This is a genomic window from Antrihabitans cavernicola (assembly GCF_008297975.1).
Taxonomy (GTDB): domain Bacteria; phylum Actinomycetota; class Actinomycetes; order Mycobacteriales; family Mycobacteriaceae; genus Antrihabitans; species Antrihabitans cavernicola.
Map to the genome: position 1 here is coordinate 418316 of NZ_VLNY01000001.1, position 13925 is coordinate 432240.

The 13925-nt window shown below is 65.0% G+C and carries 12 protein-coding genes; 7 read left to right on the plus strand and 5 right to left on the minus strand.

Annotated elements, in window-relative coordinates; all coding sequences use genetic code 11:
- Nucleotide 1: 1 nt before the first annotated feature.
- Entirely contained in the window at nt 2–670 is a 669-nt protein-coding gene (msrA, locus tag FOY51_RS02075) for a peptide-methionine (S)-S-oxide reductase MsrA (RefSeq protein WP_149428520.1), read from the minus strand.
- Nucleotides 622–1836 carry an acyltransferase family protein gene (locus FOY51_RS02080; protein ID WP_235916051.1) on the minus strand — a complete coding sequence of 405 codons (1215 nt, stop codon included), beginning with the start codon at nt 1834–1836 and terminating at the stop codon, nt 622–624. The genes msrA and FOY51_RS02080 overlap by 49 nt, the downstream gene beginning before the upstream one ends.
- 212 nt (nt 1837–2048) lie before the next feature.
- Here FOY51_RS02080 and FOY51_RS02085 point away from each other — a divergent pair, with 212 nt between their 5' ends.
- From FOY51_RS02085 to FOY51_RS02095, 3 genes are all read left to right on the plus strand, one after another.
- Nucleotides 2049–2669 carry a superoxide dismutase gene (locus tag FOY51_RS02085; protein ID WP_149428521.1) on the plus strand — a complete coding sequence of 207 codons (621 nt, stop codon included), beginning with the start codon at nt 2049–2051 and terminating at the stop codon, nt 2667–2669.
- A gap of 194 nt (nt 2670–2863) precedes the next feature.
- Entirely contained in the window at nt 2864–3391 is a 528-nt protein-coding gene (locus tag FOY51_RS02090; RefSeq protein WP_149428522.1) for a peptidase, read from the plus strand.
- Nucleotides 3392–3519: 128 nt separating this feature from the next.
- A complete protein-coding gene (locus tag FOY51_RS02095) occupies nt 3520–4248 on the plus strand; it encodes a TMEM165/GDT1 family protein (protein ID WP_149428523.1) in 729 nt (242 codons plus the stop codon).
- Here the strand turns inward: FOY51_RS02095 and FOY51_RS02100 are convergent.
- Entirely contained in the window at nt 4201–5079 is an 879-nt protein-coding gene (locus FOY51_RS02100) for a LysR substrate-binding domain-containing protein (protein WP_149428524.1), read from the minus strand. The two genes, FOY51_RS02095 and FOY51_RS02100, sit on opposite strands and share 48 nt — an antisense overlap.
- Nucleotides 5080–5157: 78 nt before the next feature.
- Between FOY51_RS02100 and FOY51_RS02105 the strand changes: the two genes are divergently transcribed.
- Genes FOY51_RS02105 through FOY51_RS02120 form a run of 4 tightly spaced genes read left to right on the plus strand, consistent with a single transcriptional unit; the run spans nt 5158 to nt 8562 of the window.
- The gene (locus tag FOY51_RS02105) at nt 5158–6381 is read left to right on the plus strand and encodes an acetyl-CoA C-acetyltransferase (protein WP_149428525.1); all 1224 of its coding nucleotides are present in this window, start codon (nt 5158–5160) and stop codon (nt 6379–6381) included.
- The gene (gene pcaD / locus FOY51_RS02110) at nt 6378–7148 is read left to right on the plus strand and encodes a 3-oxoadipate enol-lactonase (protein ID WP_149428526.1); all 771 of its coding nucleotides are present in this window, start codon (nt 6378–6380) and stop codon (nt 7146–7148) included. The genes FOY51_RS02105 and pcaD overlap by 4 nt, the downstream gene beginning before the upstream one ends.
- Complete coding sequence (locus tag FOY51_RS02115) at nt 7145–7915, plus strand: CoA transferase subunit A (RefSeq protein WP_149428527.1); 771 nt, start codon at nt 7145–7147, stop codon at nt 7913–7915. Before pcaD ends, FOY51_RS02115 begins: the two co-directional genes overlap by 4 nt.
- Nucleotides 7912–8562, plus strand: coding sequence for a 3-oxoacid CoA-transferase subunit B (locus FOY51_RS02120; RefSeq protein WP_149428528.1), 651 nt, complete (start codon nt 7912–7914; stop codon nt 8560–8562). The genes FOY51_RS02115 and FOY51_RS02120 overlap by 4 nt, the downstream gene beginning before the upstream one ends.
- Here the strand turns inward: FOY51_RS02120 and FOY51_RS02125 are convergent.
- Nucleotides 8554–11211: a helix-turn-helix transcriptional regulator gene (locus tag FOY51_RS02125; RefSeq protein WP_149428529.1), complete on the minus strand. Its 2658-nt coding sequence runs from the start codon at nt 11209–11211 to the stop codon at nt 8554–8556. The genes FOY51_RS02120 and FOY51_RS02125 overlap by 9 nt on opposite strands.
- Before the next feature lie 18 nt (nt 11212–11229).
- Nucleotides 11230–13923 carry a benzoate 1,2-dioxygenase electron transfer component BenC gene (gene benC / locus FOY51_RS02130; RefSeq protein WP_149428530.1) on the minus strand — a complete coding sequence of 898 codons (2694 nt, stop codon included), beginning with the start codon at nt 13921–13923 and terminating at the stop codon, nt 11230–11232.
- Between the last annotated feature and the right edge of the window lie 2 nt (nt 13924–13925).

Genomic DNA, 13925 nt, shown 5'->3' on the forward strand with positions numbered 1-13925 from the left:
CCTAGGCCCCCAAGCCGACCGGGCAGCTGACGCCGGTCGCGTGGATCGGGCAGTAGCCGCCGGGGTTCTTGGCCAGGTACTGCTGGTGGTAGCCCTCGGCGTAATAGAAGTGCTGTAGCGGCGCGATCTCGGTGGTGATGGCTCCGTAGCCGGCATCGGCCAAGCGCTTGCCGTACGCCTCCGCGGTGCTGCGGGCAATCTCGGCTTGCTCGTCGTTGGCCGTATAGATCGCCGAACGGTATTGCGTGCCTTGATCGTTGCCTTGCCGCATGCCCTGCGTCGGGTCGTGGTTCTCCCAGAACTGCTTGAGAATGCCGTCGTATCCGATCACCTTGGTATCGAACACCACCAACACCGATTCGGTGTGGCCGGTGCGACCGGAGCAGGTCTCCTCGTACGTCGGGTTCGGCGTCACACCACCGGCGTATCCGACGGCGGTCGAATACACACCGTCGAGCTCCCAGAACTCCTTTTCGGCGCCCCAGAAACATCCCATCGCGACGATCGCGGTTTCCATGCCCTCCGGAAACGGCGGCTGCAAGGTATGTCCGTTCACGTAATGCGTGTTCGGAACCGCTATCGGATCAGCTCGACCGGGCAGCGCCTGATCGGGCGAGACCATTACCGACTTTGCGCCAACTTTTCCGAGGAGTTCGTCGTACCAAGACATGGTTCGATGCTACGCGCGGCGATGCGCTCGGTCCTGGCGCGATATCTGCCGGTGATCCATTTGGCGCACGGCACTTCCACCCAGCGGTACAGCGCTTCGGAACACAGACCGGCGATCACCAGGAAGACCACGATCGCACCGGTCTTGCCGAAGAAGCCGACGGTCATGTCGTAGGCGCGGTACAGCACGAGGGTGTGCACCAGGTAGATCGCATAACTGCGAGTGGCGAGCCACTTGACCACCCGGGCCTGCGCGAGCGGTCCACCGTGGGTGGCGAGCAGCAGCACGACGGCGGAGACGACGGCCATCGTCCAGAGGTAATGCTCGACGCCCGCTCCGTAGGCGTCCCAGCCGCTTGCCAGGCGCACCACCTCCACCTGCACCAACGTGGCGGCGACCACCCAACGCCAGTCGGCGATACCGGTCCAGGCCAGGTAGATGATCTGGCCGACGAAGATAGCGGGCAGTGTGCCTGCCACCTTGAAGAGGATCGGCACCTCGGCCGGGTTGTGGACGAGGAAGTGGTACGCGATCAGCACGGCACCGGAGAACAGTCCGCCTGCCAGGGGCACCAGGATCGGCTTGGTCTGCAGCACCCGTCGTGCGGAAATGCAGTAGACGTAGAAGAAGATCTGCACCAGCAACGTCCAGGTCACGCCGAGAACGACAGCCTGGTGATCGAGGAAGAACCCGCCGAAGACGAAGCTCAGCAGCGCCTGGCCGTTGGTGATGGTCGGCTGGCCGCTGAAGAGGCTGTTGATGCCCAGCCGTACCAGCACGATCGCCACGACCAACGTCAGCCACAGCGACGGCACCAGCCGGGCGATGCGATTGACCATGAACTGCATGGGCTTCTGCCGCGTCGCGGAGCCGGTCAGGAGAAATCCGGTGACGACCATGAAGAACGCGACACCCAGGAACGACAGGTGCTGGTTCAGTCCGATGGCGTTGACGAACACCGCATAGACCCAGTCGATCAGCCACCAACCGGTGTGCAGATCGTCGATGAGGTAGTACGAAATGTGCGAGTAGATGACCGTGAGGACGGCGATCGCGCGGATCAGATCTATACCGGGGAGCTGCATCCGGCGAGGAGGAACCGATGGCGTCTCACCCTGCTCCGACGCCACCTGCGGCACCGACGAACGGGGTACGACACTGGTCACGACATCTCATATTAAGCGCGCGTTCACCGGACCCGCCAATCGAAGAGCTGCACTGCTGGTAGGCGCGGTGCACAGTTCGTGCACTCGGTGATCTTGACGGTTGCCATGGGTGTACGAATGAGAAAGGGTGGGAATACCCACCTGACGTCATCTATTGCACTGGGTAGTACCGCACCAACTGGGTCGCAATACAAAACTACGAAGGGACGCTCGTGTCTGACTACACCTTGCCGGATCTCGACTGGGACTACTCCGCGTTGGAGCCCCACATCTCGGGCGAGATCAACGAGCTTCACCATTCCAAGCACCACGCCGCCTACGTGGCAGGCGCCAACACCGCGCTGGAGAAGCTCGCCGCTGCCCGTGACGCCGACGATCACGGTTCGATCTTCCTCTTCGAGAAGAACCTCGCATTCCACCTCGGTGGTCACGTGAACCACTCCATCTGGTGGAAGAACCTTTCCCCGAACGGTGGCGACAAGCCCGAGGGCGACCTCGCGGCCGCGATCGACGACCAGTTCGGCTCGTTCGACAAGTTCCGCGCGCAGTTCACCGCTGCGGCCAACGGCCTGCAGGGCTCCGGCTGGGCAGTCCTCGGCTACGACACGCTCGGCAAGAAGCTGCTCACCTTCCAGCTCTACGACCAGCAGGCCAACGTGCCGCTCGGCATCATCCCGCTGCTCCAGGTCGACATGTGGGAGCACGCCTTCTACCTGCAGTACAAGAACGTGAAGGCCGATTACGTGAAGGCGTTCTGGAACGTCGTCAACTGGGCCGACGTCCAGGCACGCTTCACCAACGCAACCTCGCTGACGGGCATCGTCACGGCGTAATGCGACTTCGTCGCAGGTGAGCGTTTAGTTGGTCCCTGGACCAACTTTCCGCTCACCTGCGCGTAGCGCACTTTTCTGGCACTCCCCCTCTCTTGTGTGCCAGCCCAGTTGTGCCGCAATCTTTGTGTAGCTGGGCAAGGTGGCCCCGGAACGGTTTTCGAAAAAGCTGGTCGGGATGCACCGAGGAGGCACACGTGAACGAAAACGATTTTGTGGGCGTATCGCCCTTTCACGCCGCCGGCACGCTTCGCGGCTTCGTCATCTCCGGTCGGTGGCCCTACACGACCAAGGAGTGGGCACAGATTCTCGTGCTCGCCGTTCGGGTCGCCACCCTCCCCGGTTTGCTGTCCACCACGACGGTGTTCGGTGCCCGTGAGGAACTTCCCGACAATCCGCAGCCGGGAACGGTGGGCTTGGTGCTCTCCGAGGGGCCGGTGATCGGCGAGTCCGCCGTCACCCCCGGACGGTTCGCAGCGCACCTCCCGCCCGCGCTGCTGATGTTGCATCCGCCGTCGGAAACCCGTCCGTCCCTGCCCGAGTGTGAGGGCGCCGCATCGGGTTGCCTTCTGCTGCCGGGCATTCCGCATCTGGGTCTCGAGCATCGTGCGGCATGGGTGGAGACCGAGTCCGACGGAACCGTCACCTCCATGGTCAGCCGAATCGGCATCGACCCGATCAGCGATCCCGACACCGCGGTTTTGGCTATGCTCCTCGCCTCGTAAGGGTCACCGAAACCGAACGGCGGGTCACCCTGAATCGCACCACCGGTTCACCCAAACTTATTGTGCGCATTGCCTTTTCGTAGTTCCACGTTTTGCGCACACTTTCCGCCTTCCGTACAGTTTCGATCATGCTTGCTGCCCTGCTCCTCAGCTTCGGCGTGATCTTCGTTGCCGAACTCGGCGACAGGTCACAACTGATGGCCATGACCTTCGCCCTCCGCTACAAGTGGTGGGTGGTGTTGAGCGGCATCATCGTTGCGACCACCGTCGTCCACCTGCTCTCGGTCGCTATCGGCCACTTCCTGGGCGCAGCGCTGCCTACCAACCTGATCGCGATCATCGGTGGCGTCGCGTTCCTCACCTTCGGGGTGTGGACGTTGCGCGGTGACACACTCGAGGACGACGACGCCACCAAAGCCCAGCGCACCACCGCCCCCGCGATATTCGCCGTTGCGTCGGCATTCCTGCTCGCCGAACTCGGTGACAAGACGATGCTCGCGACCATCACCCTTGCCGCGGACAACGATTGGGTCGGCGTCTGGATCGGCTCGACGATCGGCATGGTTGCCGCCGACGCACTCGCGATCATCGTCGGCGCGGTCGCCGGCAAGCATCTGCCGGAACGCCAGATCACCATTGCCGCGGCCGGGCTGTTCCTCTTCTTCGGAGTCTGGCTGATTTCCGAAGGGGCACTGGATGTCTCGACCGGTACAGCGATTCTGATCAGCACGGCGGGGACAGTCGTACTCGCTGCAATCCTGTGGCTGTTCCGAAGCCGCTTCCGCGCGATCACGCGCAATCCGACTGACTCACGCGATACGACGCAAGATCTCGAGCACCTGCCCGATCATCGCTGAATCGGCGGGATTCGACTGGGCAGCAGCAAGATCCATGCCCGCATCGGCCGACAGCGGCACGTAGGTGACACCGGCGAGGTCGAGAGCCGACGTCGGGTCCGGCACCACGGCGACACCGAGACCGGCCGCGACGAACGTGATGAGTGTCGATGTCTCCGCCACTTCGTGTCGGACGTTCGGAGCGAATCCGGCAGTCGCACACAACTCCGTCAGGGCATCGCTCATCACCGAGCGCCCCTGTCCGAGATGGGCAATGAAGTTGTCGTCACGCAGATCGGCGATATCGATCCTGTCGTGAGATGCAAGACGATGACTGTCGGGCAGCGCGACGATCAGCCGGTCACGACGGATCACCTCGAGACGGAGATCGCCTGCATCGCGTGGCGGACGCAGTATAGCCAGGTCGATCTCGCCCGCACGCAACGCCGCGACCTGTGCGGGCGCAAGCATTTCGCCCCGCAGATCGACGTCCAGTCCTGGCAGTTCCTCCCGCAGCACCCGAACCAACCGCGGCAGCAGGGAGTAGGTCGCCGACCCGACGCACCCGATCGTGAGATGGCCTTCGACGCCGTCTGCGATTCGCCGTGCGTGCAGTTCTGCAACGTCCACCGCACCGAGGATGTCGACTGTGCGGCGCAGGAAGTCCTCGCCCGCCGAGGTGAGCTCGACCCGTCGGGTAGAGCGCACGAGAAGCGCGACGCCCAACTCCCGTTCAAGTTGGCGGATCTGCTGCGACAGCGGCGGCTGGGCGATGTGCAGCCGTTGCGCGGCCCGGCCGAAGTGCAGTTCCTCGGCCACGGCTCGGAAGTAGCGCAGGTGACGAAGCTCCATTCAATCCATACTAATGAGATATCAATAGACATGTTTTAGGTATTTCAGAATATCGACCGATCGGCCTACCGTCGAAGCATGACTTCCGATTCCGACGTGGTGATCTGCAACCCGCTCCGCACCCCGGTGGGCCGCATGGGCGGCGCGCTCGCCACACTCACCGCATCGGATCTGGCCACCACCACGCTGCGCGAACTGGTCGTCCGCACCGGGCTCGCCGAGGGCGACGTCGACGACGTGATCCTGGGCCAAGGCTCGCCCAACGGCGAAGCGCCCGCGATCGGACGAACCGCCGCACTCGACGCCGGGCTCGGTATCGGAGTTCCCGGGATGCAGGTCGACCGGCGCTGCGGTTCCGGTCTGCAGGCCGTGCTGTTCGGTGCTGCGGCTGTGGCGACCGGTGGCGCCCAGCTGGTCGTGGCGGGCGGCGTGGAATCGATGTCGAACGTCGAACACTATGCGCTGGGCCTGCGAACCGGAATACGCAGCGGCGGTGTCGAACTCATGGATCGGCTAGACCGAGCCCGGGCCACCGCAGGCGGGCAGTCCCATCCGATCGACGGCGGGATGATCGAGACGGCGGAGACGCTGCGCGCCCGCTACTCGATCTCCCGAGCTGATCAGGATGCCCTTGCCGCACAGTCACATCGACGCGCCGTTGCCGCACACCACGCAGGACACTTCGCCGACGAGCTGGTAGCGGTGACGATTCCAGGGCGTCGGGGTGCCCCGGACACCGTCGTCGACCGCGACGAACATCCACGCGCCGATATTTCCCCGGAAAGCCTTGCCGCACGGAAGGCGGTACGCCGTCGCGCCGATCCCGACGCCACAGTGACCGCAGGCAACGCGTCCGGGCAGAACGACGGCGCGGCGATGTGCGTCGTCACCACCCGACGGCGTGCTCTCGATCTGGGCCTTACTCCCCTGCTGACGTTGCGTTCGTGGGCTGTCACCGGTTGCGAACCGGAGGCGATGGGCCTCGGCCCAGTTGCCGCGACCGCCGCGGCGTTGTCGCGCTCCGGGCTGAGCCTGGCCGATATGGACCTCATCGAGCTGAACGAAGCCTTTGCAGCACAGGTGCTCGCCGTCCTCGCCGAGTGGGGTATCGCAGCCGGGGACCCTCGACTCAACCCGAACGGTTCCGGCATTTCGCTGGGCCATCCGGTCGGTGCGACCGGCGCCCGCATCCTCGCCACCGCGGCGTACGAAGCGAAGCGTCGCGATGCGCGCTACGTGTTGGAGACCATGTGCATCGGCGGCGGTCAGGGCATTGCGGCAGTCTTCGAGGCGATCCGATGAGCGCCGTCGAGGTCTTCGCCGTCGAGAGCGGTCAGGCGACGGGACCGACTGTCGTGCTGTCGAATTCGCTCGGCTCCGACCACCGGATGTGGGATCCCCAGCTCACAGCACTGGAGGAACGATTCCGAGTGATCCACTACGACACCCGCGGACACGGCCGCTCGCCGGTGCCTGCCGGGCCGTACACACTCGACGATCTCGCCGACGACGTCGTCGCACTGCTCGATCGCGTCGGCGTTGAGCAGGCGCACCTGGTCGGACTGTCGCTCGGCGGCATGACGATGATGCGGGTTGCCGCACGAAATCCGGATCGGGTCAATCGTTTGGTGGTGCTGTGCACCGGCGCCCAGCTGCCACCGGCGAGCAACTGGCTGGACCGCGCAGCGCTCGTGCGTAGCTCGGGTAGCGCGGCCATTGCCGCCTCGGTGGTGGCGCGGTGGTTCACACCCGACTATCTCGAAGCCAATCCGGATCGCCGAGAGTTCTACCAGCGCATGGTCGCCGACACACCAGCCGAGGGATATGCAGGCTGCTGTGACGCGCTGGCACGACTGGACCTCCGCGACGACCTGCCGCGCATCGTCGCACCGACCCTTGCGATCGCCGGCGCCGACGACGTTGCAAGTCCGCCTGCCAAGCTGGCAGAGATCGCCGGTCGCGTCGCCGACGGCACCCTGTTAGTAGTCCCAGACAGCTGCCACCTCGCCAACGCTGAACAGCCACAAACTATTACGCCCGCCATCGTCAAACACTTGGAGCAATCATGAGTCTCGACAAGGTCTCGCCGTCGGCGGCCGCGGCAGTAGCCGACATCCCCAGCGGCGCAAGCCTCGCGGTCGGCGGCTTCGGACTCGCGGGCATCCCGTGGTTCCTGATCGAAGCCTTGCTGGAGCAGGGCGCCGACGACCTCGAGATCGTCTCCAACAACTGCGGAGTCGACGGCGCAGGCCTCGGACTACTGTTGGAAGCCAGGCGAATCAGCAAGGTGATCGCCTCCTACATCGGCGAGAACAAGGAGTTCGGACGCCAATTCCTCGCCGGTGAAGTGACCGTCGAACTCACCCCGCAAGGCACCCTGGCCGAGCGCATGCGATCGGGCGGCAGTGGCATCGGCGCGTTCTTCACACCCACAGGGATCGGCACCCTGGTCGCCGAAGGCGGACTGCCATGGCGTTACAACGCCGACGGCACCGTCGCACTGACGTCGTCCCCCAAAGATGTCCGCACCATCGCGGGCAAGGAGATGGTGCTGGAGGAGTCGATCGTCACCGACTACGCACTGATCCGAGCCGCTGTGGTCGACAAGGCGGGCAACTGCCGATTCCACTCGGCTGCAAGAAATTTCAATCCCCCTGCCGCGATGGCAGGCCGCATCACCATCGTCGAGGCCGAGCGGATAGTCGAGGTCGGCGGACTGGCGCCCGACGACGTCCACCTGCCGGGAATCTTCGTTCAGCGAATCGTCGAACTCACTCCGGAACAGGCGGCACGCAAGTCGATCGAGCAGCGCACAACCCGAAAGAGGATCCGATGAGCTGGACACGCGACGAGATGGCAGCTCGTGCTGCCGCGGAACTCTCCGAAGGCGACTATGTGAACCTCGGAATCGGTTTGCCCACACTGATTCCCGACCACATGGCCGAGGATGCGAACATCACCCTGCACGCGGAGAACGGCATCCTCGGTGTCGGCCCGTTTCCCTACGAAGAAGACGTCGACCCCGACCTGGTCAATGCGGGCAAGCAGACGGTGTCCGTGCAGCCGGGTGCGTCTTTCTTCGACTCCGCGACCAGCTTCTCGATGATTCGAGGCGGGCACGTCGACGTTGCGGTGCTGGGCGGCATGCAGGTGGCTGCCAACGGCGACCTCGCCAACTGGATGGTTCCCGGCGCAATGGTCAAGGGCATCGGCGGCGCCATGGATCTGGTCAACGGCGCGGGTGTGGTGATCGTATTGATGGAACATTCGACGAAACGTGGTGAACCCAAACTGGTTGCTGCGTGCAGTCTTCCGCTGACCGGCAAGGCGGTGGTGCAGCGGATCATCACCGACCTCGGCGTTTTCGACACCACGGGTGCCGGCTTCGACCTGATCGAGCTTGCCCCTGGCGTCACCTACGACGACGTGGTGGCGAAGACCGGCGCACCGGTGATCGACAAGACGAGCGTGGCCTCAGCGTAGGGACGCTGCGAGCTCCGACCTCGACCGCACACCGAGCTTCGCGTAGACCCGAGTGAGGTGGTACTGCACCGTCTTCTGCGAGATGTACAACTCAGCGGCCACCTCGCGATTCGACATCCCTTGCGCGACAAGCGAAGAGACTGCTTCCTCCTGCGGAGTGAGGTCGATGTCCACGGTACGACCGCGCGGCGCGTTGAAGCCACCGGCACGCAGTTCCCTGTCGCAGCGCGCGACATAAGTGGTTGCCCCGAGCGACCGGTAGAGGTCTCTCGCATTGGACATGATCGCATCGGCCGCGCGGCGTTTACCCGCCCTGCGCAGGGTTTGACCGTACGCGAAGTTGACTCGGGCCTGGTCGTAGCGCAGTGGCAAGCCTTCCAACGCGGCCAATGCCGACTCGAACGTTCTTCTGGCAGCAGGCAGCTCACCCGCCGCCCCCAGCAGACGTCCACGCGCGTAGGCCAGGCGAGCCGTCGCCGACCGCTGCCCTCGGTCGCGCGCGCATTCCTCGTGCGGGCGAAGCAACTCGTCGGCTTCGTTGAGCTGCCCCTCCAGCACCAGCGCGTTGGCTAGCACGTCCACCCACGGCCAGAAGCCGGGCTCGACAAGCGCCGGCGTCGTCTCCGACAGCCGAACCATCGGATGGAGCACCTGGCGCACCCGAGCGTAATCGGCTGCGGACTCCGCCAATTGAGCTCGTGCGAGCAGCGTCGGTACCGCCATTATCTGGTACGACCCGTCGGTCGCGATCGCCTCCTCGACCGCTTCTTGCGCGCCGTCCCAGTCGCCGCGCAGAGAATGAATCTGCGTCGCGGTCCACTCCAACAACGGTGTCGCGAGCACGATCCCGCTGTTGCGCGCCAAGATTCGGCCGCGGGCGACGGTCTGCAGCGCCGCATCCCAATCGCCGGTGACGAACTCGACGCGCGCCAACCAACCCAGGGACCACAGTGTGATTCGCGTCGATCCGCCGAGTGCGGCCATCGATTCGGCGGCTTCCAAACTGCTCCGTGCGGCCACCGGGTCGTCGAGACCGAATTCCAACCAGCCTCGTGCCATCGTCACCCGCTGCGACTGCGCGCCGTGTCGAATGGTTCCGGATAGCCGGTCGTACATCGCTCGCGCCTCGCCGGTCTGCCCGGACCACGCCAGACCGAGACCGCGAATTGCCGACGCCTCGACACCCGTCGGTGTGTCCGGTCCGTCGAGTTCGATTGCCCTGTCGGCCCATTCGACCAGCGTCGAGCCCTGACAGCGCGCCAGCGAGTCGAGGACGTATCGCTGCGCGATCACTGCGGCAACGTCGGGTTCACGCTCGACCACCACGATGTTCCACGCTCGACTCAGTCTCATGCCCGCCTCGTTGGCCCGTCCCCGCAGTATCGCCAGATACGCGAGAGTTGCGTTGCGCAAGGGTGTTTCCCGCAAGCTCTCCACCGCAGGCACAAGGGCGGCTGCACCGAGGCAGTCACCGGCCGCGAGCAGCGCGTCCACCGCGCGGATCAAGCGGTCGTCGCGAACGAGAGGATCCGCACTCAATTGCGCTGCTTGCCTGAACAATCCAGCCGCATCGCTCCAGCCACCGTCGGTGGCGCGTTCGCGGCCCAGCGCGTCGAGCCGATACGCCAGCGCGGGATCCGCGGCCGAGGTCGCCGCCACCCGGTGATGCAGCGTCCGCGCTGGATCGGTCACGATCGCCGCCGCACGGCGATGGGCATCGGCGGTGGCTCGCACGCCCATCAGCGTTGTGACCGCCGCGGCGAACAGCGGGTTGCGCAGCTTCGGCAACTCGGCGGCCGGACGCAGATCGCCAGGCGCCGCAAGCAGTCCGACCCGGGCAGCATCGTCGATGGCGGTGAACGGGTCTTGCAGACCCGCCAGTTCTGTTGCGGTGGCGAAGTTCTCGCGATCGTCGAGAATCGCGAGGGCCTGCACCAGTGACCGCCCGTGAGCGGTGCAGGCGTCCAGGCGTTCACGCACGTCGTCGACGACGAATCGCGGTGCCGGTATCTCGGTGTCCGGCTTCGCCCACGCAGCGGCGGGCACCTCGCCAAGGAGAGCAAGCACAGCACGCGGGTTGCCGCATGTGTGGCCGGTGAGCCGCTCGACCGTGGCGGGGTGCATCACCAGACCCGCTCGCTGGGCGAGTCGCATCACGGCAGCACCGCCGAGTCCGTCGAGTCGAATGCGTGTCGACGTGCGGGTGTCCACCAGTGCGTCGGTGTCACGCGATGCCAACACCACCAGGGTCGCCGTAGCTCGGTGGTGCGCGGTGATGCTGATCAGAATCTGCATCGATTCGCGGTCGGCGTAGTGGGCGTCGTCGATGACGATGAGCCCCGGCCCGTCGTGCTGCCACCGCGTCAGCGCATCCGAATACTCCGCAGCACTGGTGAATTCAGCCTGCAACAGTTGCCCGAGCACTGCGAACGGCCGCTGCGCTTCCCATTCGACAGCCTGCGCCCACAGCGCGGGATGCACACCGCCGCTGGTCCGTTCGTAGAGTGTGCGCAGCACTGTGCTCTTACCGATCCCCGGTGGGCCGAACAGGGTGACGAACGCCGCCCCGTCGGTCGAGGTAGCTGCAACCCGCTCGACAAGATCGGCCACGACGGCGTCGCGGCCGACACAGTCCGTCGAAGCGGTCACCGCATCATCGTATGCCGGTCACCCCAGGTCCCCGCCCGCCACCGGAAGCACGGTTCCGGTGATGTAGGACGCCTCGTCGGAGGCGAGGAAGCAGATAGCCGCCGCCTGCTCGTCGAGGGTGCCGTAACGCTTGAGCAAGGACGACCCGATGGTCTGATCGATATGCGCCTGGAACCAGTCGCGCTCGACGTCGGTCTTCTGCTCCGGTGTACCGCGCGAGATGCGGCGCGGCGGAGCCTCGGTTCCACCGGGAGCGGTTGCTACCACCCTGATTCCATCGTCGGCGTACTCGAGCGCCAACGACGCGGTGAGGGCGTTGATCCCGCCCTTCGCAGCCGAATAGGGAATCCGGTTGATGCCGCGCGTCGCCGCCGATGACACGTTCACGATCACTCCGCTGCGGCGCCCCACCATCTCCGGAAGCACAGCTCGCGCCATGTACAGCGTCGTCATCAGCGATCGCTCGATCTCGGCGCGAATCTCGGAGTCGGTGAACTCGATGAACGGTTTGAAGTTGATGGCACCGCCGACGTTGTTGATCAGCACGTCGATGCGCCCGTAGGTGGCGAGTGCGTGCCGCACGACCGCGACCGCGCCTGCGGACGATTCGAGGTCTGCGGTGACCGCAGATGCCTCACCGTCGGTGGCGAGGTCGGTTGCCAACTCGCGCACCAACTCCGAACGATCTGCAAGGACCAGCCGTCCGCCCTCGGCGCCGATTCGGCGGGCAGTCTGCTCGCCGATCCCTTGTGCGGCACCGGTGATGACCACCACCTTGTCCGCGAAACGACCGGGCGTGACGAACTTCGGCCGTCGCGCAGTCGAGCGGTCCGCCATGGCACGCCGCATCGTCTGCTTCGACCGATCGGCATGCGCGCTGACCAGCGCGCGGGCCTTGTCACGGTCGCCGGATTCGAACGCGTCGACGATGTCCACGTGGTCCTGCGAGCACAGCGGATGGCACCAGGTCGCGTCGCGCAGCGCCTCACTCATCCGGCCCTTCACGTCGAGAGCCTTGTATGCCTCCAGCAGGTGGGTGTTGCCGGTCTGCGTGAACAGGTAGTCGTGGAATGCGGCGTTGGTCTCGGTGTATTCGGTTGCGTCGACGAAGTGATCGCCCGACACATAGGGCATAGTTGCGTCGGCTAGCAGGCGATAGCCGGATAACTGTCGACTGGTCATCCGCCCGAACGTCAGCTCCAGCGCGCCGAGTTCCAACGCAGCTCGAGCCTCGAAGACCGCGTCGGACTCGTGGATTCCAGGATGCTCCTCACCGATCTGGTAGCCGGCCGAACCGACAGTGACGGGAACGGGCGCGGGGGTAGGCGAAGGCGAAGAAGAAGGCGCGGCGAACATCTCCTGCCCCGCGATCGACCGACCGCCACCGGAAAGCAACATCCCGCTGTCCGCGTCCAGCGGCGTCGATTCGCCTGCCCTGGCAGGCCAAATCGATTGACCCGCGATCTGTCTGCGTGAATCGGCGTCGTCGGTGCTCGGCATCGCGCCGTCCCATGGTGTCATGGCAGCGGCAGGCAGAATCTGCTGGCGTGCAACGGTTCTGGCATCGGTTGCAATGATCAACTCCTCGGACACGACGTCGACCGACAACTGCGCGGGGCGCTCGGCGACAGCAGCCGGCCTTGCGGCCAGCGCGAACTTCTCGTAGTAGAAGCCGGTCGGCTCCACCCCGGACTCCGAAATATGGGTACGCACCGATTCCACCATCGGCGGTGGGCCGCACAGGTAGATCGCGACGTCGCCGTTGTAGAGGTGTCGCGGTTCGAGCAGGCTCGTCACGTAGCCCTTGTTCGCGGCGGTGCTGGTATTCGACGAGACGCAATGGTCCCAACTGAATCCGGGCAGCGCTGACTCGAAGTATGCGATCTCGTCCAGTGCCACCAGATCTTCGTCCGTCGAGACACCGTAGATCAGGTGTGCCTTGCGAGGACTGTTGTCGTCGTGCATCTTCGAAAGCATCGACAGGATCGGAGCGAGCCCGGTGCCACCGGCAAGGAGCACCACCGGCCGTGCCGACTCACGGAGGAAGAACGAGCCGTGCGGACCGGTAAAGGTGATCGCGTCGCCCACCGCGGCTCGATCGGCGAGGTAGGTTGACATCGCGCCGCCCTGAGTCAGCTTGATCAGGAAGGTCAGCCGCTCCTCGTGCGGCGCGTTGGAGAACGAGTACGACCTCGTCACCGGCGCCCCCGACCCGTCGTCGGTTCCCGGTACTGCGATGTTGACGTATTGACCTGGCAGAAAAGCCAATTCACCGCGGTTGGGGATGGTCACCGCGATCTTCATCGTGGTGCCGGACAGACGAACCAACTCCACGACCGTGGCGCTGAAGGTGGCTGCCTGCGTCTTGGCGATGTCCGACGTCGCGGCGATCTGCAACACCAGATCGGAGCGCGGCTTCATGCAGCAGGGCAACGCGTAGCCGTCGTCGGATTCGCTGGGCGACAACGCATCGTCGATGTAGGTGCCGCCGTCGTAGTCGCCACTTTCGCAGAGCGCCTTGCAGGTCCCGCACGCACCGTCACGACAGTCGAGCGGAATGTTGATCCGTTGCCGATACGACGCGTCGGCGACGGTCTGGTCTTCGCGGCAGGTGATGAAACGGGTTACGCCGTCCTCGAAGGCCAACGCCACCTGGTGGGTCGCACCCGCGGAAGTGGTTGCGCCCGCGGTTCGTTCGTTCGTGACTGTCATCG